This is a genomic window from Sporosarcina sp. USHLN248 (genome assembly GCF_037144575.1).
Taxonomy (GTDB): domain Bacteria; phylum Bacillota; class Bacilli; order Bacillales_A; family Planococcaceae; genus Sporosarcina; species Sporosarcina contaminans.
The window spans coordinates 64,464-90,565 of sequence record NZ_JBBCZC010000004.1 but is presented as its reverse complement, the minus strand read 5'-3'; the positions used below and the strand labels follow the sequence as shown (position 1 = coordinate 90,565).

22 protein-coding genes are annotated in these 26,102 nt (G+C 41.8%); all 22 read right to left on the bottom strand.

The annotated features are described in order from the left end of the window. Positions 1–1,047: an ABC transporter permease gene (locus WFH04_RS02755; protein WP_336822526.1), complete on the bottom strand. Its 1,047-nt coding sequence runs from the start codon at positions 1,045–1,047 to the stop codon at positions 1–3. Then, positions 1,037–2,590, bottom strand: coding sequence for an ABC transporter ATP-binding protein (locus tag WFH04_RS02750; RefSeq protein ID WP_336822525.1), 1,554 nt, complete (start codon positions 2,588–2,590; stop codon positions 1,037–1,039). Before WFH04_RS02750 ends, WFH04_RS02755 begins: the two co-directional genes overlap by 11 nt. Positions 2,591–2,755: 165 nt before the next feature. After that, the gene (locus WFH04_RS02745) at positions 2,756–3,826 is read right to left on the bottom strand and encodes a BMP family lipoprotein (RefSeq protein WP_336822524.1); all 1,071 of its coding nucleotides are present in this window, start codon (positions 3,824–3,826) and stop codon (positions 2,756–2,758) included. 162 nt (positions 3,827–3,988) lie between these two features. Beyond that, positions 3,989–4,717, bottom strand: coding sequence for a GntR family transcriptional regulator (locus tag WFH04_RS02740; RefSeq protein ID WP_336822578.1), 729 nt, complete (start codon positions 4,715–4,717; stop codon positions 3,989–3,991). 321 nt (positions 4,718–5,038) lie between these two features. Then, positions 5,039–7,378 carry a DNA translocase FtsK gene (locus WFH04_RS02735; protein ID WP_336822523.1) on the bottom strand — a complete coding sequence of 780 codons (2,340 nt, stop codon included), beginning with the start codon at positions 7,376–7,378 and terminating at the stop codon, positions 5,039–5,041. Between the two features lie 955 nt (positions 7,379–8,333). Continuing rightward, positions 8,334–10,001, bottom strand: a complete 1,668-nt coding sequence (locus tag WFH04_RS02730) for a ribonuclease J (RefSeq protein WP_336822522.1) — start codon at positions 9,999–10,001, stop codon at positions 8,334–8,336. A 988-nt stretch (positions 10,002–10,989) separates the two neighbouring features. Beyond that, positions 10,990–11,880 (bottom strand): 4-hydroxy-tetrahydrodipicolinate synthase, encoded by an 891-nt coding sequence (dapA, locus tag WFH04_RS02725; RefSeq protein ID WP_336822521.1) that lies wholly within the window; start codon positions 11,878–11,880, stop codon positions 10,990–10,992. Between the two features lie 67 nt (positions 11,881–11,947). After that, positions 11,948–12,982 (bottom strand): aspartate-semialdehyde dehydrogenase, encoded by a 1,035-nt coding sequence (locus WFH04_RS02720; RefSeq protein ID WP_336822520.1) that lies wholly within the window; start codon positions 12,980–12,982, stop codon positions 11,948–11,950. A 157-nt stretch (positions 12,983–13,139) separates the two neighbouring features. Beyond that, positions 13,140–13,730, bottom strand: a complete 591-nt coding sequence (locus WFH04_RS02715; RefSeq protein WP_336822519.1) for a dipicolinate synthase subunit B — start codon at positions 13,728–13,730, stop codon at positions 13,140–13,142. Between the two features lie 19 nt (positions 13,731–13,749). After that, positions 13,750–14,529, bottom strand: a complete 780-nt coding sequence (locus WFH04_RS02710; protein WP_336822518.1) for a dipicolinate synthase subunit A — start codon at positions 14,527–14,529, stop codon at positions 13,750–13,752. Beyond that, positions 14,516–14,791, bottom strand: a complete 276-nt coding sequence (locus WFH04_RS02705) for a YlmC/YmxH family sporulation protein (protein ID WP_336822517.1) — start codon at positions 14,789–14,791, stop codon at positions 14,516–14,518. The genes WFH04_RS02710 and WFH04_RS02705 overlap by 14 nt, the downstream gene beginning before the upstream one ends. A gap of 95 nt (positions 14,792–14,886) precedes the next feature. Then, a complete protein-coding gene (locus WFH04_RS02700) occupies positions 14,887–16,110 on the bottom strand; it encodes a M16 family metallopeptidase (RefSeq protein WP_336822516.1) in 1,224 nt (407 codons plus the stop codon). Positions 16,111–16,371: 261 nt separating this feature from the next. Then, entirely contained in the window at positions 16,372–18,492 is a 2,121-nt protein-coding gene (gene pnp, locus WFH04_RS02695; RefSeq protein ID WP_336822515.1) for a polyribonucleotide nucleotidyltransferase, read from the bottom strand. A 331-nt stretch (positions 18,493–18,823) separates the two neighbouring features. Next, positions 18,824–19,093, bottom strand: coding sequence for a 30S ribosomal protein S15 (gene rpsO / locus WFH04_RS02690; protein WP_239429857.1), 270 nt, complete (start codon positions 19,091–19,093; stop codon positions 18,824–18,826). 134 nt (positions 19,094–19,227) lie between these two features. Continuing rightward, entirely contained in the window at positions 19,228–20,172 is a 945-nt protein-coding gene (gene ribF, locus WFH04_RS02685) for a riboflavin biosynthesis protein RibF (protein ID WP_336822514.1), read from the bottom strand. 84 nt (positions 20,173–20,256) lie between these two features. Then, positions 20,257–21,171, bottom strand: coding sequence for a tRNA pseudouridine(55) synthase TruB (gene truB / locus WFH04_RS02680; protein ID WP_336822513.1), 915 nt, complete (start codon positions 21,169–21,171; stop codon positions 20,257–20,259). A gap of 69 nt (positions 21,172–21,240) precedes the next feature. After that, entirely contained in the window at positions 21,241–21,588 is a 348-nt protein-coding gene (gene rbfA / locus WFH04_RS02675; protein WP_336822512.1) for a 30S ribosome-binding factor RbfA, read from the bottom strand. A 21-nt stretch (positions 21,589–21,609) separates the two neighbouring features. After that, entirely contained in the window at positions 21,610–21,888 is a 279-nt protein-coding gene (locus WFH04_RS02670) for a DUF503 domain-containing protein (RefSeq protein ID WP_336822511.1), read from the bottom strand. After that, positions 21,885–24,236 (bottom strand): translation initiation factor IF-2, encoded by a 2,352-nt coding sequence (gene infB, locus WFH04_RS02665; protein ID WP_336822510.1) that lies wholly within the window; start codon positions 24,234–24,236, stop codon positions 21,885–21,887. Before infB ends, WFH04_RS02670 begins: the two co-directional genes overlap by 4 nt. Next, complete coding sequence (locus tag WFH04_RS02660; RefSeq protein ID WP_336822509.1) at positions 24,184–24,561, bottom strand: YlxQ family RNA-binding protein; 378 nt, start codon at positions 24,559–24,561, stop codon at positions 24,184–24,186. Before WFH04_RS02660 ends, infB begins: the two co-directional genes overlap by 53 nt. Beyond that, positions 24,558–24,836, bottom strand: a complete 279-nt coding sequence (gene rnpM / locus WFH04_RS02655) for an RNase P modulator RnpM (RefSeq protein WP_336822508.1) — start codon at positions 24,834–24,836, stop codon at positions 24,558–24,560. Before rnpM ends, WFH04_RS02660 begins: the two co-directional genes overlap by 4 nt. 19 nt (positions 24,837–24,855) lie before the next feature. Continuing rightward, positions 24,856–26,082, bottom strand: a complete 1,227-nt coding sequence (nusA, locus tag WFH04_RS02650; protein WP_336822507.1) for a transcription termination factor NusA — start codon at positions 26,080–26,082, stop codon at positions 24,856–24,858. Positions 26,083–26,102: the final 20 nt, after the last annotated feature.

Below are 26,102 nucleotides of genomic sequence, written 5' to 3'. Positions count from 1 at the left end.
TCATTTCGCCTCCTTTTTCGAATTCAAGCGCTGCAATCCGACACGGATTATATATCCCGAGGCAACGAAGAATATGATAAGCGCTATGACGATCGATACAATTTCTAATGGAATACCAGCTTCGTTCGGCATATTGTTTGCACCGTATTTCAAAGAACCGAATAGCGATGCACCGAAAATGACGCCTAACGGTGAATTGGCACCTAATAGTGCAACCGCTATGCCGTCAAAACCGATTCCTGTGAAGCCGGCACGAGACGACATATTCCCAAATGTACCTAAAGCTTCCATTGAACCAGCTAGGCCGGCAAATGCTCCTGATATGACCATTGACAATATAATATTTTTATTTACGTTCATACCTGCATATTGAGAAGCATGATCATTAAAACCAACTGATTTCAGCTCGAACCCAGTTTTTGTTTTTTCAAGAATAAACCACATAACGACAACCATTGCAAGCGCAACAAAGATTCCATAATGCAGCGTTGAATAATCCGTTAAATTGGATAGAAAATCAGATCTTAGTGAAGCTGTTGGCTGAATTTTATCTGTTTTAAATCCACCATCTGAAACCGTTTTGATTAGTGCATTGACAACGTGAAGCGCAATATAGTTCATCATAATCGTTACGATTACTTCATGGACACGCAATGTCGCTTTTAATACCCCAGGGATAAGTCCCCATAACGCACCAGCCGCCGCGGCTGCCAATAATGATAACGGCAAATGAATAAACATTGGCAGTTCAAATGCCATACCGACATAAGCAGCAGCAAACCATCCGACGATCAACTGTCCTTCTACACCAATATTGAACAAGCCTGTTCGATATGCGAACGCTACCGCGAGTCCCGCAAGTATATAAGGACTAATTTGGCGTATCGTTTCACCAATTGCATAGACATCCCCGAATATTCCATTCCAAAGCGCAGCGTAACCACTCATCGGATCAAAACCACTAAATAGCATAACAATTGCGCCTACCAATAGCCCTAAGATGATCGAAATGATCGGCACTAAAATATTGATGACCTTATTCGACATTTCGATCTACACCTTCTTTCATCTGTCCCTTTTCTTTTATTGAATGGCCTGCCATCAATAGTCCTAACTCTTGCTCGTTTGTTTCAGCAGGGATGACGGTATCGACGATATGTCCATCATGGATTACTGCAATCCGATCCGAAACATTCATCACTTCATCCAACTCAAACGAAATTAGAAAAACCGCTTTTCCATTATCCCGTTGTTCGATTAAACGTTTATGAATGAATTCAATTGCCCCTACGTCTAATCCACGTGTAGGCAATGCTGCTATGAGCAAATCAGGACCTCGGGAAATTTCACGGCCAATAATCAATTTCTGCTGATTTCCACCTGAAAGAGCCCTTGCCAATTCGTGTTCTCCTTGGGTTCTCACATCGTACTCTTCGATGATTTCTTTCGCTTTTTTCGAAATGACTTGATAATTCATGATGCCATTTTTCGAATAGGGCTCGCGATAGTATTCCTGCAATGCCGCATTATAGCCCACTGAAAAATCAAGTACTAAACCATGCTTATGACGATCTTGTGGGATATGACCCAATCCGGACTCTGTAATTTGACGCGGCTTTTTGCCTGTAATATCTATATTGTTCAATGTGATTTTTCCACTTTTCACTTTTCTAAGCCCAGCAATTGCTTCAATCAGCTCCGATTGACCATTGCCGTCAATTCCTGCAAGACCGACAATTTCTCCGCGGCGAACAGAAAGATTCAATTTCTTCACTCTATCTATGCCTCTGTTGTCCGTAACTACTAAATTCTCAATCTGCAAAACTTCTTCTGTCGGATTTGGAGGTTGCTTCTCTGTTTTGAATGTAACTTGTCTTCCGACCATCAAAGTTGCTAACTCTTCTGGATTTGATTCAGAAGTGATGACCGTTCCGATTCCTTTTCCTTTTCGAATTACAGTGACACGGTCCGAAACATCCATAATTTCTTGTAGCTTATGCGTTATAAGGATGATCGATTTCCCTTCAGTAATCAGTTTTTTCATAATTGCTATCAGTTCTTGAATTTCCTGTGGGGTTAATGAAGCAGTCGGTTCATCGAAAATAAGAATTTCTGCACCACGGTATAGTGTTTTTAAAATTTCTACACGTTGCTGCATTCCGACAGAGATATCTTCGATTTTTGCATACGGATCGACATTTAAACCATAAAGCTTTGATATTTCAGCAACTTTTTTCGCTGCGGCTTTAATTTTTACCGTTCCCATTTTCGCCGGCTCACTGCCTAAAATGATGTTTTCTGTAACCGTCAAATTTTCTACCAGCATAAAGTGTTGGTGAACCATTCCGATGCCTAAATCATTCGCAACGTTTGGATTCGAAATATCGACTTTCTTTCCGTGAACGCGAATTTCCCCTCCATCAGGCTGGTAAAGACCAAACAAAACGTTCATCATCGTTGATTTCCCAGCACCATTTTCACCTAATAGTGCATGGATTTCTCCCTTTTTCAACTGCAAGGTAATATTGTCATTCGCATAAAAGTTACCGAATTTTTTGGAAACATTTAGCATCTCGATGACATATTCCAATGGATTCACTTCCTAACGTCAATATTTCATTTCATAATTTGAAAAAATTAATACAATAAAAGATTATTCGTATGAAAAATCTTTTACTCTATTAATTTAGAAGGTGGAGCAATTCATAAAGAAAGGCCGGACGAACCGGCCCTTATAAAGATTGTGAACTGTTTCTTATTTAGCAAATTCAGGAACTTCAATTTCACCGTTGATTACTTTTTGCTTATATTCTTCGATTTGGTCCAAAACTTCTTGTGGAATCGCACCGCGAGAATCAGCAAGGGCTACACCATCATCAGCAAGACCGAATACTAATGTTTCTCCGCCAGGGAATTTCCCATCTTTCGCCAACTTAGAAATTTCTTGAACTGCATTGTCAACGCGTTTTAGCATAGAAGTAAGCGTGATGTTTTCACCGCCAACTTGACCTTCGTCATACTGGTCGGAGTCAACCCCGATTACCCAAACATTTGCATCTTTGTCTGCTTCTTTACGTTCCTTAGCTTCTGCAAATACACCATTACCAGTACCGCCAGCAGCATGGAAAATGATGTCCACACCTGAAGAGTACATGCGTCCTGCTTCTGCTTTACCAAGTTCTGCTTTGTCGAATGCGCCTGTATACTTCACATCTACTTTAATGTCAGGTTTAACCGCAGCGACACCAGCAACGAAGCCAGCCTCGAAACGCTCGATTACCGGAATCTCAATACCGCCTACGAAGCCGATTTTATCAGTTTTCGTCATTAACGCAGCTGCTACTCCAGCAAGGAATGCACCTTCCTGTTCTTTGAACAAAACGTTCGCAACGTTCGGCTGGTCAACTTCACCATCGATGATTGCATAGTTTGTATCTTTTTGCTGAGATGCAACTGTATCGATTGCATCCTCCATTAAGTAACCTACTCCGTAAACTAAGTCGAAATCACGGCGAGTAAGCGCATTCAAGTTCGGAATGTAGTCTGAATCGTCTTTCGATTGAAGGTAAGCGTATCCGCCATCTCCTTCAGACAAGTTGTTCTCTTCTCCGAATTTTTGAATCCCTTCCCAAGCTGATTGGTTGAAGGATTTGTCGTCAACACCGCCAACATCCGTCACCATCGCAACAGAAAAATCAGATGTGTTGCCGCCATCTGAAGATGAAGAACCTTCTTTGTCTTTTTCTTTGTCCGTTCCACATGCACCAAGTAATGTACCAGCTGCAAGAACCAATGATAACGCAAGTCCATATTTACGTTTGCTCACTGTTTGGACCCTCCCTATTTTTTTATAATTTGGTATAAAAATGACGTAGATACGTCTATTAAAGATTGTTTAAAAAGCACTGACAATTTTCAAAAACATATGATGATGCTTTACTATCTCACCATTCATAGCCTTATAGTATGTGTACTTTTCAAACACATCTTATACCCTTTTTCGTACAACATGAAAACTGAATTTATCGGCCCTGAAATAGTTTTTAGAATAAAGAACCATTTCACCATCCGCACTATAATGACACTGAAGCAAGACTAATAGCGGAACATCGACACCGCATCTAAGAATTGCGGATGCTTCGTCATCATAGCCGACAGGCTCGATATTTGCGACTGCTTGTACTATGCGGATATCACCTGTCTTTTCAATCGAATCGAAAATCGATTCATTTAACAGGACATCTGCGCCTGAAGGAAGATTTTTCGAGAGTACATGATCGATGCAGTAAACGACTGGTTCACCGTCTGCAGTTCTGACTCTCTTAATTGTAACAAGACTATCATTAGCCGTGCAATCAAATTTCGCAATCATTTCATCATTCGGACAATCTTCATGGACTTCCATAAAAATTGTGCCCGGCACCATTCCTGCATCACGAATCATTGATGAGACACTGGATAATTGCTCAATTCCCGAAGAGAATAATGGCTTTGGATTCACAAACGTACCAACGCCATGCTTACGGATAATAATCTTATCTTCTTCCAAAACGCGCAAAGCTTCTCGCAATGTTGCACGGCTTACCCCTAACATGCGAGCTAATTCAAACTCTGAAGGGAACTTCTCATTTTCCTTGAAGATACCAGACTCAATATCCGCTTTGAGCCTTTCAATCACCTGCACATATAAATGCCGTTGATCTGTCTTCACCGTCAATGCAATCCCCCCTTTAAAACAATTACGTCCTAACATAATTGCATCAGATAATCGAGCCGACATTATGTCGTTTTTCCTTGACCTACGTTCTTTGCAAAATGAAGATGCATCTTGAATATCACGTAGGTAGCTTACACATCGATTCGTAAATGAGCCATACTGATTTAAAACTTCTCATTTTTTACTGAATCATATTCCAGATGTTGGACATCTGATGTGTAACATTACTACTAATCATCCATACTATATCATCTTCATCCTGCAAAATAAATAGCGTAATTTCAAATCAGACAAATCAAAATAAAAAATGTGCGATTTTCGTCACGCTCTTATTGAGTTTTCGGCTTCTTCCCTGGTTAATAATACCTGTCTCGGCTTACTACCTTCAGGCGGCCCAACAACTCCCCTTGCCTCCATCTGGTCGACGATGCGCGCTGCTCTTGAATAGCCGATCCTAAATCTTCGCTGAAGCATAGAGACTGAAGCTGTCTGCATTTCCAACACTAATTGGACCGCATCATCATACAATTCATCCGTTTCTTCATATGCCGGCGCATCTTCAACTTCAGAAGGAATCATTTCTTCTTGGTATTGTGCCTTCTGCTGTTCAATTACAAAATCTACTACTGCCTCAACTTCGTTGTCCGAAACAAACGCACCTTGAATCCTTACCGGCTTCGAAGCACCTGCAGGTAAAAAGAGCATATCCCCTCTTCCTAATAGTTTTTCAGCACCCGAGCCATCCAAAATCGTGCGTGAATCTACCGCCGATGAAACTGCGAATGCAATCCTTGAAGGTATATTCGCTTTAATAATACCTGTAATTACATCTACGCTCGGTCTTTGCGTTGCAATTATTAAATGAATTCCTGCGGCTCTCGCCATTTGAGCCAACCGAGTAATGGAATCCTCAACATCGCTTGAAGCAACCATCATTAAATCAGCAAGCTCATCGACGATCACTACGATGTATGGCATGCGTGGATGTTTTTCATCATTTTCTTCATTCCACTGTTCAATATGATCGTTATACCCTTCTATATTGCGGGTTCCCGTATGGGAGAAAAGTTCATATCGCCGTTCCATTTCGGCTACTACTTTTTTTAGCGCCTGCGACGCCTTTCTCGGGTCAGTCACAACAGGGGCCAATAAATGCGGAACTCCATTGTACACATTGAGCTCTACCATTTTCGGATCGATCATCATCATTTTTACTTCATGCGGTTTCGCTCTCAATAAAATACTGACGATGATGCCATTTATGCACACACTTTTCCCGCTTCCAGTCGATCCTGCTACTAAAACGTGCGGCATTTTATTTAATTCTGCCATCATCGCTTTCCCAGTGACATCTCTTCCAAGGGCAATCATTAATTTCGAATTCGGCTTATTATTTTCTTTCGCTTCAATTACTTCTCTTAGACTGACTACTGCTACCGAATGATTCGGTACTTCAATTCCTACTGCAGATTTACCAGGTATCGGCGCTTCGATCCGAATATCACTTGCAGCTAAAGCTAATGCAATATCGTCGGACAAGCTGACGATCCTACTCACCTTAACACCAGTATCGGGAAGTACTTCATATTTTGTAACTGCTGGCCCTAAGTGGACTTGTGTCACTCTTGCCTTAACACCAAAGCTTAAAAAAGTCCTTTCTAACTTTTGTGCATTCGCTTGTATTGAATCATATTCTGCAGACTGATCATTTGCCGGCGTATCACGCAGCAATGATGCGGGAGGCAATACGTATGAAGTATTTTCTTCTTCTCCTGAAACTCCTGTATACTCAGGATTCGCCTTCTCTTCTACTTCTTCCTTCGCAAATTCGGTTTCAGCAACTGCCGCTTGTTCATCCGATGACTTTTTTTCAATTTGCTCATTGAATGCAGAAATGATCGGTTGTGAAATCACCTCTTCATGATCTTCTACCATGACAGGTTGCTCTTCTTGTTGTTCCGATGCTTTCAGCTTAGAACGATTAGATCTCGACATTTTATGATTGCTTTTAATAGGGGCTTTTTTCGGTTCTTTTTTGCTGATCAATCCTTTCATTGATTCAACAGCTTTAGGATAATATTCTAAAATGTATGGTACGAACGCTTTTCCAGTTAACAATACGATTCCAATTAATAGCAAAAGAACACCAGCGACAGTCGCGCCAGCTGAATCGAATAAAGAATGGAAGAGAGCAAATAGCAAGGCGCCTACCATTCCGCCACCTAATGTACTATTCCTATTCGCGATGCCTCCATTTGTCACTAACACTTTCCACGTTTCCTTAAACGATGAATTCGACATGAGCACTTTACTTTCATAAAGCTCTTTGAATAAATAAATATGGCTGAAAAGAAGTAGACTTGCGAGTATAAACAAACTGCCTCCTACAATTCTGTTCGTCCATCCAATCGCTTTCCGTTTCACCATGAATAGCAATGCCTGTACGATTAATAAAAAAGCGATCGCTCCATGCCAATTACCTAATAATAGTCTAGCAAAAGAAGAAAGACCTCTACCGACGATGCCAAATTCAAAAATGATAATAATTGCTAAACCAATCATCGTTAAACCGCCAACTTCATAAACGAGCGGGGAAACCCCTATATCCTTTTTCTTTTTAGCGGCTACCTTCTTCTTTTTCTTCTTCGTTTTTTTCGACATGTTTTCTCCTCCTTTCAGAAAAAGGATTTCCCGCCGTTCGGTCGGCATGGAAATCCTTTTCTCATGTTTTACGTTTGTTGCTTCCATCCTCCACAGGCCAGACGATTGAATCACTTAGGCGTACACGAAGCAGGTCATGCAGTCGTTGCCGCGGGACGCGGTGGTTTTAGTCGCCTGCTCCTGTCGCAACTAACCGCCGCCTTCCGATTTTGGGGTCATCCAGCTACAGGAGGCAACTGTTCGGGTCGCTTGGGCCTGCACGATGCAGGTCATGCAGTCGTTGTCGCAGGACGCGACGATTTTAGACTGCCTTCCTTTCATAAGGCAAAAAGCGCCTTATGTTCAAGCCTTCCAGCGCCTGTCGAGGCTTAACGGCGTTCTCCGCTTTTGTTTCATCCAGACTCCGAGGGGCAGCTCCTTGGGTCGTTTCAGATAGGAAGCTAAGGCAAAAAGCGCCTTAGTTTCCTATCTTCCGACATACAGGACGTATTAGTGCCGACGTTGCCGCAGGACGCGGCGCTCTTAGTCGGCCAACGCCTGTCGGAGCTAAACGCCCCTCTCCGCTTTTGTTTCATCCAGACTCCGAACGCCAGCCTCTCGGGTCGCTTCAGTCTTGAAACATAAGGCAAAAAGCGCCTTATGTTCAAGCCTTCCAGCGCCTGTCGAGGCTTAACGGCGTTCTCCACTCTTGTTTCATCCAGACTCCAAGGGGCAGCTCCTTGGGTCGTTTCAAATAGGAAGCTAAGGCAAAAAGCGCCTTAGTTTCCTATCTTCCGACATACAGGACGTATTAGTGCCGACGTTGCCGCAGGACGCGGCGCTCTTAGTCGGCCAACGCCTGTCGGAGCTAAACGCCCCCTCCGCTTTTGTTTCATCCAGACTCCGGGCGGCAACCCCTCTATGTTCAAGCCTTCCAGCGCCTGTCGAGGCTTAACGGCGTTCTCCGCTCTTGTTTTTAATATTCCATAATAATCGGGATGATCATTGGTCTTCTTTTTGTTTGTTGGAATAGATAGGAGCTGAGTGTGTCTCTGATCTCTTGCTTTATGTTTGTCCATTCAAACGTATCTTTATTCACATGTTTCTCGACAATCTTTCGGACTAACTTTTTGGATTCATCCAAAAGCTCCTCTGATTCTCTTACGTAGACAAAACCTCTGGAGACAATTTCCGGACCTGCTGCAATTCGTTTTTGCTTACGGCTTAGCGTAATGACGACAGTGAATATGCCATCTTGGGAGAGCAGTTTCCGGTCGCGCAATACGATATTGCCAACGTCACCGACACCAATTCCATCGATCAACACATTACCTGCCTGTACCCGGCCACTCATTCTCATCTTATTATTTTTATATTCAACAATGTCGCCTTTGTCCGCGATGAAAATCTGGGATTTATGCAATCCTATTTGCTGTGCCACCTTAGAATGAGCGATCAGCATTTTATATTCCCCTTGAATCGGAATAAAATAGTCAGGCTTCATCAGGTTGAGCATTAGCTTAAGATCCTCTTGGCTGCCATGTCCTGATACATGCACATTACGCGATGAAGTCATGACATTCGCTCCCGCTTTTGCAAGTTCGTTCGCAACTTGGTACATGGATACTTCCATACCTGGAGACGGCGTAAATGTAATTAAAACAGTATCCGTTTCTTTGATTTGAATATCTTTATGGAATTTATCGACGATCTTTTCAAGTGCATCAAGAGGCTCGCCTTTATTGCCTGTAACGATAATAACAATTTCTTCATCTTGATATTTCCCAATTTGTTTAACAGGTATAACCATCTCTTCGTCAACTTCCAAATAGCCTAATCGCATTCCAACTTCAAAATAGCTTTCTAGACTTTTTCCGACGACAGCAACTTTCTTGTTCGTTTCTTTTGCTTTATCAAACACTTGTTGAATACGTATGAAGTTTGATGCATACAGTGCAACAAGGATTCTACCTTCAGCGCTATAGAAAGTTTTCGATAGCTGTTTTTCGATGACAGATTCAGAAGTGGTATATCCAGGTCGTTCTGCTTCTGTTGAATCAGAAAGAAGGAGGAAAACGCCTTCCTCTCCTAAGGCAGCCATTTTGGCCAAATCAGGGCGGTACTTTCCTTTAGCAGATTGGTCAAATTTAAATTCACCAGTATGGACAATTGCTCCTTCGCTCGTATGGAACACAATTCCTAACGAGTCCGGAATGCTATGTGTCGTATGGAAAAACGTCACATGCGTACGTTTAAAATTCATCCTGCTTTTATTCGTAACTTCAAAAAATTTCACATTTGAAGGGGCAGGCATCGCTTTCAAATGTTCTTTTGCTAACGCTAATGTCAATTTCGAACCATATACGGGCGCTTGCACTTTTTGCAGTAAGTAGGCAATTGCGCCAATTGCATCTTCGTGACCATGCGTCAAAAAGATTCCTTTTACACGGTCTTTATTTTCTTCGATATACGTCATATCCGGTATAACGATGTCAATCCCTAACATCTCTCCTTCGGGAAACATAAGACCGGCATCGACAATAAACATTTCATCGTCAATCTCGATGACATACATTGCCTTTCCGATCTCTCCTACCCCGCCTAATGGGATTACTTTAATCAGTTCGTTTTTTGTTTTTGTCACATTGTTTCCTCCTATACTTTGTTCAAGAAGACTCGTGTTGAATATAGTAACGGTCTATGTATGCATACGTAAAGAATGGCGATAACCGATCTATTTTTCATCATCGCCTTTACTATTTCAATTCTGTTTATTCAACACAAATCTCCCACCCTGCACGTGTCGAGATGAGTGTGAATGCAGTTTGTACTATTTTTGTCTTTTTAACAATCAATTATTTTCTTTCCATTATGAATTCCCGTCCACAACACTATGATTCATTATACGGGAGATTACCCGTTCTATACAAACAAAAAAAGCGGCAAGTTTACCTACCGGGTTCGATACACGGGGAGAAAACGATAAATTGCATAGCAAATAGGGACACAATTCACATTTGGATTGCCTTCCCATTTTTGTTGTTATACTAATTTTAAAAACAATTTTTGTAGAAAATAACAATAGAATAGAATTACAATTAACAACAGCTCATAGCTTTTGCGATGTTATGGGTTTGTTATTTTGAGGTTGTAAGAGTGTTTTGGAATTACTAAATACAATGCTGAGAGCAAATGATATTGTGTTAAAATAAAGATACAAGAGGACGGCTAATTCAACAAACCCAGCCAGTTTGATGGAATGACTGATTCCTGTCGGAAGGAGATATTCATTGGATGTCATTTATTTTATACTTGCGTATATAGGTTCTTTTGGGTATGCCTATCTTGGGTATTATTTTTTGTCTTAACCTTGTTGAAGTGATTAAGAAAATTAAAAATGAACAGCCAACTGTTGCTAATACTTTTTGGTTGACTGCTTCATTCATTTTAATCGTATGGATTATAGCTTTATTTCCTACTGCAACCTAATGCTGAATAATAAAAATGCTCAGGCCTAAAAGCCTGGGCATTTTTATATAAACTGTCAATTCGTTTGCTAATCATACGCTCATTCAGTCGTTTACTGGGGCTTTTTCCCATCAACCGAATCCGTTAAAGTTTATCGGCCATTATTAATGCTCCAACTTCATTTGTTTTTGAAAAGCATCCCAAACTTGATCAAATTCAGCTGCCCCTTCTCCATTAGACATTAAAGGGAGTCGGACACCTCCAGTTTCGATACCGATTTTTTGAAGTGCATATTTGATCGGTATAGGATTAGGGGCAGAAAAGACGGCATGAAACAACGGCAGCAATATTCGATGAATCTTAGCTGCTTCCTTCGTATTTCCGCTTTTAAAAGCATTGATCATTTGTTGCATTTCATTGCCAACTACATGGGAAGCTACAGAAATGACACCTTCTCCTCCAATGGAAAGCAATGGTAATGTCAAAGCATCATCCCCACTATATACTTTAAAACCACTATCCGTTTTCGTAATAATTTCTGCCATCTGATCAAGACTGCCGCTTGCTTCTTTCACAGCCCGAATATTTTTCAATTTAGAAAGTGCAATGACCGTTTCGGGAAGCATATTGACTGCCGATCTTCCAGGTATGTTATAAAGGAGCAACGGAAGTTCCGTTTCCTTTGCTATATGTGAGAAATGAGCATACATTCCTTTTTGGTCTGGCTTATTGTAATACGGCGTCACTAGCATAATGCCGTCCGCTCCAAGTGATTCGGCAGTTTTCGTTAATTTTATCGTTTCTGCCGTATTAAATGTTCCAGTTCCTGCAATTACCGGAATACGGCCATTGACGATTTCAATCGCGGATGCAAACAAAACCGCCTTTTCGGCATGATTTAACGTAGGTGATTCACCTGTAGTTCCACAAACGATAAGTGAATCTGTTCCACTACCGATTAAATGTTCAATCAGCTTCTCTAATAAGTCTCGGTCGATGCTACCTTCTTCTGAAAAAGGCGTGACCATAGCTGTACCTATTTGCCCAAGTTCCAATCTGACCATTCCTTTTCAATGTAGTGAAGGCGCACGCCTATTCGACCTCATGCAACCAAGCTCTTTTTTACGATTGGACCAATTGCTCCGCGATTTGCACTGAGTTCAAAGCAGCGCCCTTTAATAAATTATCGGATACGATCCACATATGGAACCCTTTATTCTGTTGTGGATCTTTTCGAATCCGGCCGACGAAAACTTCATCTTTCCCTTCGGCATATAATGGCATTGGATACGATTGGCTTGACGGGTCATCTTGAACTATTACTCCCTTGGCATTTTCCATTGCGGATTTTAGTTCTTCAACCGTTATACCTTCTTCCTCTAATTCAACATAAACTGACTCGGAATGCCCTGTGACGACAGGTAAACGGACACATGTTGCCGTAACAGACATTTGATCATCACCGAAAATCTTTTTCGTTTCATTCATCATTTTTAACTCTTCCAGTGTAAACCCTGACTCATCGAACAGATCAATTTGTGGAATTGCGTTAAAAGCGATTGGATAATGGCGTTCAGCGGAAGCACTTGGCAGCAGTTCCGCTTGAATATTTGCACGGTCGTTAAATTGTCCGCTCTGCTTTTCCAATTCCTCTATCGCTTCTGCTCCTGCACCGGAGACCGCCTGATAAGTTGATACAATAATTCTGCTAATGCCGAATTTTTCTTTTAAAGGTTGCAGCGCGGCTACCATTTGAATGGTCGAGCAATTCGGGTTAGCAATAATGCCGGCATGTTCTTGAAGAACATGTGCATTCACTTCAGGTACAACGAGCGGAATATCTTTATCCATTCGGAAAGCACTCGTATTATCAATCACGACCGCCCCGCGTTTGACAGCTTCGTGTGCAAACATTTTTGAGATAGCTCCCCCTGCACTGAAGAAAGCAATGTCCACATTTTCAAACGACTCCGGCACAGTTTCTTCTACGACGTATGATTTTCCTCCAGCGACAATTTCTGTGCCAGCTGAGCGTTTGGAAGCTAACATCTTTATTGACTTTACAGGAAAATTCCGTTCAATTAATTTCTCAAGAATTTTAGTTCCTACAGCTCCTGTAGCTCCGACGATTGCAACATTTAGATTCTCTTTCTTCATCTCTATCTCCCTTTCAATTGGTTCATATGCGGATAAAAATACATGATAACAAGAATTTATGCAGATTCTTTTTAAAGGTTAATGCACTTTTTCCATTGAACCTATAGTGTTCATTGGAGGAATTATAACATATAAAAAAAGTCTGTGCTTTGTATTTTTACTTTGCTTCATGAATAATTAAAATTGGCTGAAGTTGTTGTTTTTTGAGGGCTGCCGCTGCTGCTGGCACCATTAAGGAAAAATCGGAGATTAATGAGTTCGGTTTTTTATGTGGGTCATCCTGTCCGAAAGGGATAAAGAAAATATTTTTTGTGTTTAGAAGCTTCATGAGATTCATTCCGTTTAATCCTAAAGCATCGTTTGTAGATATGCCAATTAACACCGGATTGCCATTGCGCAGCGTCGCTTTTGCCGCCATTAAAACAGGCGAGTCAGTTGCAGCGTTCGCAAATTTGCTCATGGAATTTCCGGTCATCGGAGCGATGATCATAATATCGACAGGTGTGGAAGGGCCGAATGGCTCAGCTCCAACAATTGTCGAAATGACCTTTTCTCCTGTCGCCTTTTCAATTCTTTCAATCCATTCCTCTCCAGTTCCAAATCTGGTAGCCGCGGTCAAAACGGAATGGGTAATGACCGGTACAACAGTAGCACCATTTTCTTGCAGCGAACTGATGACCGGCAAAATTTGATCATACGTGCAGTGGGATGCTGTAATGCCTAATCCAACGCGTTTCCCTTGTAACATTTTATATAGAGTTCCCCTCTCATCCACTATTCATCCTCAGAATCGCTTTTGTCAAAGCCCTCGCGGCATCGACAGGAAAGTGTTTCCCAGGCAATCCGAGATGTATTGTATAGTATTCATCCGGGGAATTGTCCTTTAGGCATCCGGGCGCCGATGATAGGTCAAATATACGTAATGTGGAGCCTTCTTCAACCTCTAACCATTTTGCTGGAATCGTATTTATTAATATGCCATCTGATCTAAATGGTTCTTCAGCAAGACGCTCCGTTCCATACCGGAACGCCTCGGCCTCTCCTAATTGTTCATCTGATCGAACAAGAATTGTTACCGATCCGCCAAGTGAAGTGAGGACTTCTGCTGTCATTTTACCAACCCGTCCGAAGCCGGCAATATAAAAATGCGTCCCTGCGATAGCACTTTTCGTATCCGTAAAATATTCCTGTATAAATGCTTCTGCTGTCAATCGTGCATTTTCCCAAATGAATCGAACTTCTTTTAAGTAATGAAAAATTTCAAAACCTGCCAGCCTATAAGGAGAAAGCCAGTCATCCGAGGTGACACCGACATAAAGCTTTGCAGTCTTGTTCAATAATTCTATAGGGATTTGTGAGTTCATTTGCAGTATAGGAAAGACGAGATGATCTGGTTTTACTTCCTTCAAAAGCTTTTGTAGTTCCTCTGACATTTCATCTCCATTGTAGTGATAAGAAGGGTATCCAATTTCGTTCATAATGCTGTTTCCTTCAAGCATTCGCTGATCTGTGCCGATGAATAGCCAGTTCCCTTTAATTGTCGTCAAGATCGAAATCCCCCAAACTATGTGTTTTCCCGAACAAAATACGATGTTCCCCAATCAACACAATCTCACTCCAAGGAATAAATTCAACAGACTCCTGCTCGCGGTTTCTGAAAGGCAGACGGCTGAATTTCTTTTTCACCTCAAAACCGATAATTTCGCCGGTTTTACGGTTGAAAATCAAATCTGTGTCTGCCAAAAAACCGTATCGAACCCCTTCTTCCACTTGGATAAGCTCTTTTAGTGCCATTTCGGATAATAGCATCCCTTTCCCCTTTCAACCGTTTTTTCCATTCTATGAATCGAGATAATGAAAACTGTCTGAAACAGTACAGTACAATGGAATAATGCCGTTCATACTTACGGTGCAATTATAGAAACCGCCCGATCCTTTCGGAACATTTCATAAGCCATCTTACCGACATCGGCAAGATTCACCCGGTCGATCAGTTCCACGACTTCACGAACTGATTTGTGTTCTCCTAAAATTAGTTCGTTTCTTCCATTTCTATGCATTATTGCTTCTGAACTTTCTAAACCTAAGATAAAGCTTCCTTTTAACTGTTCTTTTGCGTTGGACAATTCCTCTTCCGTCACGCCATCCCTTTGAGTATCCATAACAATTCGGTCGATTGACTCCATCATTTTATCTACGTTTTCAGGATTCGTTCCAGCGTAAATGACGAAGGAACCGATAGATGTGTAGGAAGAATAATAAGAGAATACTGTATAAGCTAACCCCTTGTCTTCTCTAATCTCTTGGAACAGCCTGGATGACATTGTTCCTCCAACGATGCTATCGAGCAAAATGAGATCGTGCAGCTTTTCATCTTTAATTGACAAACCTGGATAACCAATGCTAATATGCGCCTGCTCAATTTCTTTTCTTTTCGAAGTAATTCCGCTATGAAAGTTCGGTATACGAACAGCTTCGTTTGAATTGTTTTGCTTTTGATGTGCATCTGTTGAACCAAAAAGTGATTCAATCCTCTTTAACAAACGATCGTCGTAATTGCCTGCTATTGAAATAACAATCTTATCAGGTGTATAGTGTCGTTCCATGAAATTTTTTATTGAATTACGGTCAAATGAACCAATTGTCTCAGCTGTGCCGCCAATAGACTTTCCAATCGGATGATCTGCATACATTTGTGTCCAAAGTCTTTCATCTACATCGTCATCAGGGGTATCTTCAATCGACGCAATTTCTTCTAAGATGACCGATTTCTCTTTTTCTATTTCCACCTCATCAAAGTTGGAATGAAACAGCATATCCGATAGGATGTCGATTGCCTGTTCTGCATGATAGTCCAATACCGTTGTGTAAAAACAGGTCATCTCTTTTGCTGTATAAGCGTTCAAATCACCGCCCATGCGATCAAATTGCTCAGCAATCATTTTTGCACTGCGTGTTGAAGTACCCTTAAATAGCATATGTTCGATGAAATGGGATAGTCCCCATTCCGCTTCCGTTTCATTTACAGAACCTGCTTTAACGTATATACCGATAGCGACTGAACGAACATATGGCATTTTTTCCAAGACGACTCTTACGCCATTTTGACAAGTATATTTATGAATCATTTCAATTTCCCCCCGACTTTGTCCAAATAGATCATGAGCATGCACTGAAATAAGCATTCAATTGATCATCGAGTGGTTCGAACTTTACGCAAACCATTGCTTTGCAAATCAAGTATAGTGTTTCTTTTTTCAGCCTATTCCGCTCAATTAAATAAAAAATAGTTTAGCGCAACTCATGTAAAAGAAGTGACTTTCGCGATTAAGCTAAAAAAAGCCGCCATCTTCGCAATCGCAAAGAGGGGCTTTCCAATACAAGCTATATTACTTTCCTTCTTTTTCCGCCGCTTCTTTTTGTTCTTTAAGCACTACTTTACGAGAAAGATTTACGCGGCCTTGATTGTCGATTTCAATAACTTTCACAAGTAATTCATCACCCATTTTAAGGACATCTTCTACTGCTTTCGTACGTTCTTCTTGAATTTCTGAAATATGAAGAAGTCCGTCTTTGCCAGGGAAGATTTCAAGGAATGCACCGAATTTTTCAATACGTTTCACTTTCCCTAAATAGTATTCCCCAACTTTCGCTTCACGGACGATGTCTTCAATCATTTTCTTCGCCTTCTCGTTCATTTCCGAATCCGGGGAAGAAATATAAATCGTACCGTCTTGTTCCGTATCGATTTTAACATTCGTTTCTTCAATGATTTTATTAATCACTTTTCCGCCTGGTCCGATAACATCACGGATTTTATCCGGATTAATGCGAATCATAATGATCTTTGGCGCATATTTCGAAAGCTGTCCACGAGGTGTTGATATTGTAGAAAGCATATGGTTTAAAATTTTCATTCTGCCGACTTTCGCCTGTGCCAACGCTTCTTCCAATATTTGCTTCGACAAACCTTCGATTTTAATATCCATTTGTAATGCTGTAATGCCTTTTTCTGTACCGGCAACTTTGAAGTCCATATCGCCTAAATGGTCTTCCATTCCTTGGATATCTGAAAGGATTGAATAATTTTCTTCACGTTTTACAAGACCCATCGCAATACCTGCAACTGGTGCCTTGATCGGAATTCCTGCATCCATCATAGCCATTGTCGAAGCACAGATCGAAGCTTGTGACGATGATCCATTGGATTCTAAAACTTCTGCAACTAAACGGATTGTGTATGGGAACTCTTTCTCATCAGGAATAACAGCTTCTAATGCTCGTTCTCCTAAAGCACCGTGTCCAATTTCGCGGCGGCCAGGTCCACGGATCGGTCCAGTTTCACCAACACTGAAATTCGGGAAATTATAATGATGCATAAAACGTTTGGATTCTTCCAAGCCTAAGCCATCAATGATTTGAACTTCGCCAAGGGCGCCTAATGTACATACGCTAAGTGCTTGTGTTTGTCCTCGCGTAAAGAGCCCTGATCCATGCGTGCGCTGCAAAATTCCTACTTCAGAAGAGAGTGGCCTAATTTCGTCCAAGCCACGGCCATCCGGACGAATTTTTTCATCGGTAATCAATCGGCGGACTTCTTCTTTTACTAGGTGATCCAATATGCTTTTCACTTGTTTAACAGTCTCTTCATCCGTATCGTCATTTGTATATTTCTCAATGACTTGTTCCTTCACCGCATTGATTGCATCTTCACGTGCATGTTTTTCTTCAGTTTGAATTGCTTTAATTAGATCTGCTTCACAATCAGATTTAATTTCCTCTAAAAGCTCCTTGTCCAATTCAAATAATTCAATTTCCATTTTCTCCTTGCCAACTTCTGCGACAATTTGTTCTTGGAATTCAATGAGCTTAATAATTTGTTCGTGGCCAAACATGATTGCTTCCAGCATTGTGGCCTCTTCAACTTCTTTTGCACCTGCTTCAACCATATTAATGGCATCTTTTGTGCCAGCTACAACCAAATCCAACTCGCTCACTTCAAGCTGTTCAGGTGTTGGGTTGATAATAAATTGACCATCGATTCTACCGATTTGAACTCCAGCAATCGGACCTTCGAATGGAATATCTGAAATTGACAATGCAAGCGACGATCCAAGCATCGCTGCCATTTCAGAAGAGCAGTTTTGATCGACAGACATCACAAGTGAAATCACTTGTACATCATTGCGGAATCCGTCAGCAAATAATGGGCGAATCGGACGGTCGATCAAACGGCTTGTCAATACGGCTTTTTCGGATGGACGGCCTTCACGTTTAATGAAACCTCCTGGAATTTTTCCTACCGCATATAGACGTTCCTCATAGTTAACTGTCAATGGGAAGAAATCAAGCGCTTTTGGATTTTTCGAGGCGGTCGCCGTAGATAATACCGTCGTTTCACCATAGCGCACTAATACAGCCCCGTTTGCTTGTTTGGCAAGCTGGCCAGTTTCGATTGTAAGCGGTCTTCCCGCCCAATCAAATGTATACACCTTTTTCTGTTCTGTCATTGTGGTACTCCTCTCTAATAAACGTAATTCGGCAAAGCCTCCTTTTTCAAGGTTCGGCTATATTCCAAACAACTACAATTCAGCCCATATCCTATCAAAGGCCGAAAAGATGGTGAACCCGACGGATGGACTGCATATGAAGTATGTATTAACTAGTAGTGTATCAAAAAAGCAAAGGTTATGCGAAATATATCTTTAAGTTTTTAAAAGGCGGCGCTGAATGAGTGGAATGGCAAAAGATTGGTTTTCGCCGCTACTGTTAACCATTCATGGACCGGTTATTGCAAACATTAAAAAGAGCGGGCAAAGCCCGCTCCTCGTATACATCTTATTAACGGCGAAGGCCGAGTTTTGCAATAAGATCACGGTAACGTTGAACATCAGTTTCACGTAGGTACTTAAGAAGTCTACGACGTGTACCGACCATTTTGTAAAGACCACGACGAGAGTGGTGATCTTTCTTATGCGTACGTAGATGATTGTTCAAGTTGTTGATCTCTTCCGTAAGGATAGCGATCTGTACTTCAGCAGATCCTGTGTCGTTTTCATGCGTTTTGAATTCATTAATCAATTCATGTTTACGCTCTTGAGTAATTGCCATCCTTTTTCACCTCCTAAAAAATAAATATCCCCAAATCCCTAGCAATCGTTGGTGATTCGGCTTGCCAAGGAAAGGTTTGTGTTTTTTCACTGCTTCATCATATCATGTGCTTTGAGGATATGCAACAATGAGCATCATTCTACCCTCAACAAATTTATAGCGGTTTGTTTGTCTTTGCCAATTTGATTGATTAAATCATCGACCGAATTGAATTTTTGCTCTTGGCGAATCGAAGCTATCCATTCGACTGCTGCTTCTTTGTCATATAAGTCCCCTTCAAAGCCGATTAAATGGACTTCCACACTCTTTTTCGCTTTTTTAGGGTCATGGAAAGTTGGTTTCACTCCAACATTGCAAACACCATCATATTTTTTGCCATCTACAATCATTCTAACAGCATAAACTCCGTTTACTGGAAGAATGGTTTCATCGTCTACTTGAATGTTGGCAGTCGGAAAGCCTAACAGACGTCCTCTTTTTTCACCATGGACGACTATGCCTGACGTTCTGAACGGACGGCCCAAAAGACGCTTCGTCTCTTCCACATTTCCTTCAGCAAGCAATTGTCGAATACGTGTGGACGAAATTTTATCGTCGGCGTCTGTTACTTTTTCGACGGTAGTTGTATCGTAAAAACCATCTGAAAGTTTCTTCATCGTTTCCATCGTACCTGAGCCTTTGGATCCGAATGTAAAATCGAAACCGGCTGAAACATGTTTGACATTTAGACCTTTTATAAATAGCTCTACGAACTTTTCGGGCGTCAGTGATGCAAGCTCCCAATCGAATTTTACAACAAATAGCGTATCTATGCCTATCGATTGCAAAACACGTACTTTCTCGGGAAACTGCGTTATATATCCAACTTTATTTTTACCCCCGCCAAATAAATGAGAAGGATGGGGATCGAAAGTCATCACTGCAGATTTCATATTCAGCTCCTCCGCTTTATCTTTGGCTGCTCTAATAACGGTTTGATGACCTTTATGCAAGCCGTCAAAAAAACCGATAGCCATTGAAAAAGGGCCTGCAGAATCGACTGTCATATGATCGGGATATTGCAATCTGTAAATTTCCATTGGATTCTCCCTTTCTCTTCATGCATTTGCCTCTGTCGCAAAATACTTTATGAACAGGAGGCATCTATTATTCAGACGCGGAAACTAAAATGACCGGTTAGGAAACATCTTTTCTGGCTTCATAAGCCCCGGTTTTGAAGGATGGGGTTTATAAAGAGCGATCGCTTTATCGCCTTTTGTAAAAGTAATCATGTCAACTTCTCTCAGTGCGGGATGCTGCGGAAGCACTTGCCCGTTTTTAACTTTTTCAAATAAGGAATCATCTACATCAATGAACTGGAAATCGCCTAGTGCATCTTCTAATGGCCTCAGAAAGTGGTCAATCTCACTATTTTCTACTTTTTCCTTCACTTCATCTAAAGTTAAGCATTGCTCTTTGCGAAAGTTGCCAGAGGCAGTGCGTACCAATTTTTTCATGTGAGCCGGATAGCCCAATAACTCCCCAATCTGGACAGATAATGTACGAATATAAGTCCCTTTGCCGCAAGAAACCCGAATTTGAAAATCAATTTCTTCTCCTTCGAATGACTCGCCTACTTCTTCTAAAATAATGCGATGAATTGTCACTTTACGATTTGGTCGTTCAATTTCCATTCCTTTTCTTGCATATTCATACAATCTTTTTCCATTCACTTTCACTGCAGAGAACATTGGAGGCACTTGAATAATTTCACCTGTTAAAGTGATAAGCGCTTTTTCTATTTCTTTTCTCGTAATTTTTTTATTTGAAAAATCTTGGGCGATGATTGCTCCGTCTGCATCTTCTGTTTCAGTCGCTTTTCCGATTGAAACGGTCGCTACATATTCCTTCCCAGCGTCCGTTATATATTCAGCAACCTTTGTCGCCTGCCCGATACAAATTGGCAATACACCTTCTACATTCGGATCCAATGTACCGGTATGGCCAATTTTTTTCGTTCCTAAGATTTTTCTCAGTTTAAAAACGCAATCATGTGAAGTCATACCTTTTTGTTTCCACAAAGGAAGAATGCCGTCCATATTGTTCCTCCTACCTTATGTAAAATAGAGGAAGTCGAAACGTCCGATTGGACTACGACTTCCTCTTCATCAATCTTCTTCTTTGTGCACTTGGCGAAGAAGCGACTCGATTCGATTGCCGTATTCAACTGAATCATCGAATGCGAATTCCAACTCAGGTGTTTTACGAAGGCGGATTCTTTGGCCGATTTCAGAACGGATAAAACCCTTCGCTTTCGTTAAGCCCGATAATGTCGCTTCTTTCTCTGATTCATTGCCCAATACGGAAATGAATATAGTTGCTTGCTGCAAATCCCCTGTCACTTCGACATCTGTTACCGTAACGAAGCCGATTCGAGGATCTTTTAATTTTTGACCGATAATGCCGCCTAATTCTTTTTTCATTTGTTCAGCGACACGGTTTGCACGCATTGACATGGATGTCACCCCGATTCTGTCTCAATAATAATCAAGAAGCATATCTGTCATTTCCCATTCAGGATTCGATTCTAAAAATCGGATAGCCCTTCGCGTCTCCCCTTCAGCCGCATCCTTAGAAGAGGCGACTGAAACGAGCGCAATCGTAGCTCTTTGCCATAAGTCCTGATGATCTACTTCAGCAATGGAAACATTGAATTCGTTCTTCACCCGATCCATCATCCGTTTTAGTATGGATCTTTTTCCTTTAAGAGAATGGACATCCGGAATAAAAAACGTGCATTCCGCATAGACAATCATGCCCGTTTAATTTCCTCCATAACGAATGCCTCAATGATATCGCCTTCTTTAATATCGTTGAAGTTCTTAATCGTTATACCACATTCATAGCCTTTTGCAACTTCTTTTGCATCGTCTTTGAATCGTTTAAGCGTATCCAATTCACCTTCGAAGACAACGATATTGTCTCGAATGACACGGACCCCTGAATCGCGTGTAATTTTCCCGTCCGTAACATAGCTACCTGCAATCGTACCTATTTTCGATACTTTAAATGTTTCGCGGACTTCTGCTTGGCCAATCACTTTCTCTTCATACTCCGGATCCAATAAACCTTTCATCGCTGATTCGATTTCTTCGATCACTTTGTAGATGACACGGTGCAGACGGATATCGACGCCTTCCTCTTCTGCTGCGCGCTTCGCATTGACATCAGGACGTACATTGAAGCCAATGACAATTGCATTTGATGCAGCTGCAAGTGAAATATCGGATTCATTGATTGCGCCTGCTCCTGTATGAATGATCTTGACATTTACACCTTCGACTTCGATTTTCATAAGGGATGCAGCCATAGCCTCGACCGTACCTTGAACGTCCGCTTTAACGATCAAGTTCAGTTCTTTCATTTCCCCTTGTTTCATCTGGTCGAATAGATTATCAAGTGTAACTCGTGTTTTTTCCACTCGTTGCTCTTGTAATGCTTCTCCTGCTCTTGCTTCACCGATTTGACGTGCTGTTTTTTCATCTTCGAAAACGACGAAACGGTCTCCGGCTTGCGGTACATCACTTAAGCCCGTAATCTCAACAGGGGTAGATGGACCAGCCTCTTTTACTCTGCGACCGATATCGTTAATCATTGCACGCACTCTACCATACGTATTTCCTACAACGATCGGATCTCCAACGCGAAGAGTTCCATCTTGCACTAATAGTGTCGCAACAGAACCGCGTCCGCGATCAAGTTGCGCTTCGATTACAGTTCCGCGGGCATTGATGTCTTTTCTAGCCTTTAACTCCCCAACCTCTGCAACTAAAAGAACCATTTCCAACAGCTGGTCGATTCCTTCACCTTTTAACGCAGAAATAGGTACGAAAATTGTATCGCCGCCCCAGTCTTCTGCAACAAGACCTTGTTCAGTCAATTCCTGCATGACACGGTCCGGATTGGCGGTCGGTTTATCCATTTTGTTTACAGCAACAATAATCGGCACTTCTGCTGCTTTTGCATGGTTGATCGCTTCGATCGTTTGAGGCATGACCCCGTCATCGGCAGCTACGACTAAAATTGTAAGATCTGTAACCTTTGCTCCACGTGCACGCATTGTTGTAAACGCAGCATGTCCCGGTGTATCAAGGAAAGTGATTTTTTTGCCCTCGACTTCGATTTGATAGGCACCGATATGTTGAGTAATGCCCCCTGCTTCGCCTTGCGTTACTTTCGTATCACGGATAGAATCCAACAATGTTGTTTTACCATGGTCGACGTGGCCCATAATGGTTACGACTGGAGGACGTTCCGTTAGTTCCGCATCTTGTTCTTCTGATTCCTCAAAATATATTTCAAGATCTGTTACATCGATGCGAACTTCCTCTTCGACTTCAACTCCATAGTCGGCACAGATCAATTCAATAGCATCTTTATCCAATTCTTGGTTAATTGTTGCCATGACACCAAGCATAAATAGTTTTTTAATGATCTCCGATGGTTCCTTGCCTAACTTGTTTGCAAGTTCTCCGACGGATAGCGATTCGTAAAATGTAATTTTTTCTGGTAGTGGCTTTTCCACTTTCGGCATTGGATTTGCCGGACGATGTCTTCTACGCCCTTGGTTAATGCCTCTTGCTGGTGGTCTTCCTCCACGTCCACCACCATTCGGTCGGTTTCCTTGACGTTGACCTTGAGCTTGTCGATTGCCGCCGCCCTGGCCTGTTCGTTGTTGTCCACCTTGTGCTGGACGATTTCCTCCACTTTGTTGGCCGCCCTGTGCTGGGCGATTGTTAGCTTGCTGTCCTTGCGCCGGGCGGTTACTTCCGCCTTGTTGGCCTTGTGCTGGACGATTGCCATTGCTATGATTTTGGCGCTGCTGACCTTGTGAAGCTTTATTGCCTCCTTGGCCTTGTTGTTTATTCCTTTGTCCGCCTTGACCGTTTCCTTGGCGTTTGTTGTCATTGGAAGGTTTTCGATCCTGTTGCTGATTGTGCGAACCAGTTTTTCCAAAACGCTGATTTAATTTTGAGACAGCGTCTGTATCCAACATAGACATATGGTTTGTAACTTTCACATTCATTTTTCCAAGCTCTTCAATAACTTCCTTACTCGTCCGATTCGCTTGTTTCGCGTATTCGTGTACACGTATTTTCGTCATTAGCCCACCCCCGGTTATATTCGTTGAGGAGCCCGGACAGCTTTTTTGCGAATCCACTATCCGTTAACGCGAGTACAACCCGCGACTCTTTTCCGATTGCATGGCCGAGAGCATCTCTGCTCCCGAACACATGCTTCTCAACGTTATATGTGTTGCATTTATCATTTAATTTCTTTTCCGTATTCTTTGAAGCATCTTCAGAAACTATGACAAGACGGGCATTGCCCGAACGGATTTCTTTCACTACCAAATCCTCGCCGGTAATGATTTTCCTTGCTCTTGCTGCCATTCCTAACAATTGGAATATTTCTTGTGGATGATTCATTTCAATGCCTCACGACGGATTGCGTGGAGAAGATCATCGTACACTTCATTTGGCACTGAGACGCCTAATTGGGTTTCGATCGATTTTTGGCGCTTTGCTGTTTCAACAGCGGCTTCGGTTTTCGAAACATATGTCCCTCGGCCAGATTTTTTTCCAGTCAAATCGACAGAAACTTCTCCTTCTTTAGTGCGGACGATCCGGATCATGTCTTTTTTCGGCAACATTTCACCTGTTGCCGCACATTTGCGCAAAGGGACTTTCTTTTTGCTTGTCATGGGCAATCATCCTTTCAGCTCAATTGTCTTCTGTATCAGAGTATAAATCGAATTCTTCCAACTTATTTTCTTCCGATTTCAGTTCTTCATCTTCTTCAAAATAAGGAGTTTCCTCATAATTATCGTCTCCATCTTCCTCAATGCTATATACATCGTTTTCATACAACAATGCATGATCTGCATTTTCGAGTGACGGAGGGTAAATGCCTAATTCTCGCGCGTCAGTTTCGCTCTTAATGTCGATTTTCCAGCCGGTCAGTTTCGCTGCAAGCCTTGCATTCTGTCCGCGTTTCCCGATTGCTAAGGAAAGCTGATAATCCGGAACAACGACTGTTGTAGAACGCTCTTCTTCATTCACTTCAACATATAGTACTTTTGAAGGGCTTAAAGCATTTGCTACAAAAACAACTGGATCTTCAGACCATTCGACAATATCGATTTTTTCGCCGTTTAATTCGTTTGAAATCGTTTGGACACGCGCTCCTCTTGCACCTACACAAGAGCCAACCGGATCGACTTCCTCGTTTGCCGTGTAAACAGATATTTTGGAACGATCGCCTGCTTCGCGGGCAATCGATTTGATTTCTACGACGCCATCATAAATTTCAGGAACTTCCATTTCAAACAGCCTGCGCAATAAACCTGGATGTGTTCTCGAAACGAATACTTGAGGTCCCCGGGACGTATTTTCAACCTTCGTAATGTAAACTTTAATGCGATCATGTGGCTTATAGGTTTCACTGCTAATTTGTTCACCGATTGGCAGTACAGCTTCAACCTTACCGAGACCGACATATAAATTTCTTGGATCCAGTCGTTCAACAATACCGTTTACGATATCGTCTTCACGGTCGACGTACTCGTTATAAATCAATCCTCGCTCGGCTTCACGAACTCGCTGTGTAACAACTTGCTTTGCAGTCTGGGCCGCGATTCTGCCAAAGTCTCTTGGTGTAACCTCTTCTTCAACAATGTCGCCGACCTCATAGGCCGGGTTAATTGCAATAGCATCTTCAAGTGCAATTTGCAGCCTTTCATCTTCCACTTCTTCCACTACATCTTTACGAGAATAAACTTTCATTGTTCCTTTATCCAAGTTTAAATCAACGCGCACATTTTGCGCCTGATTGAAATTGCGTTTGTAGGCGGTAACAAGTGCTGCCTCAATCGCCTCGACAAGCACATCCCTTGAAATGCCCTTCTGTTTTTCAAGGGCAGTCAACGCATCGAGTAGATCGCTACTCATAATTAATCACTCCTATATTC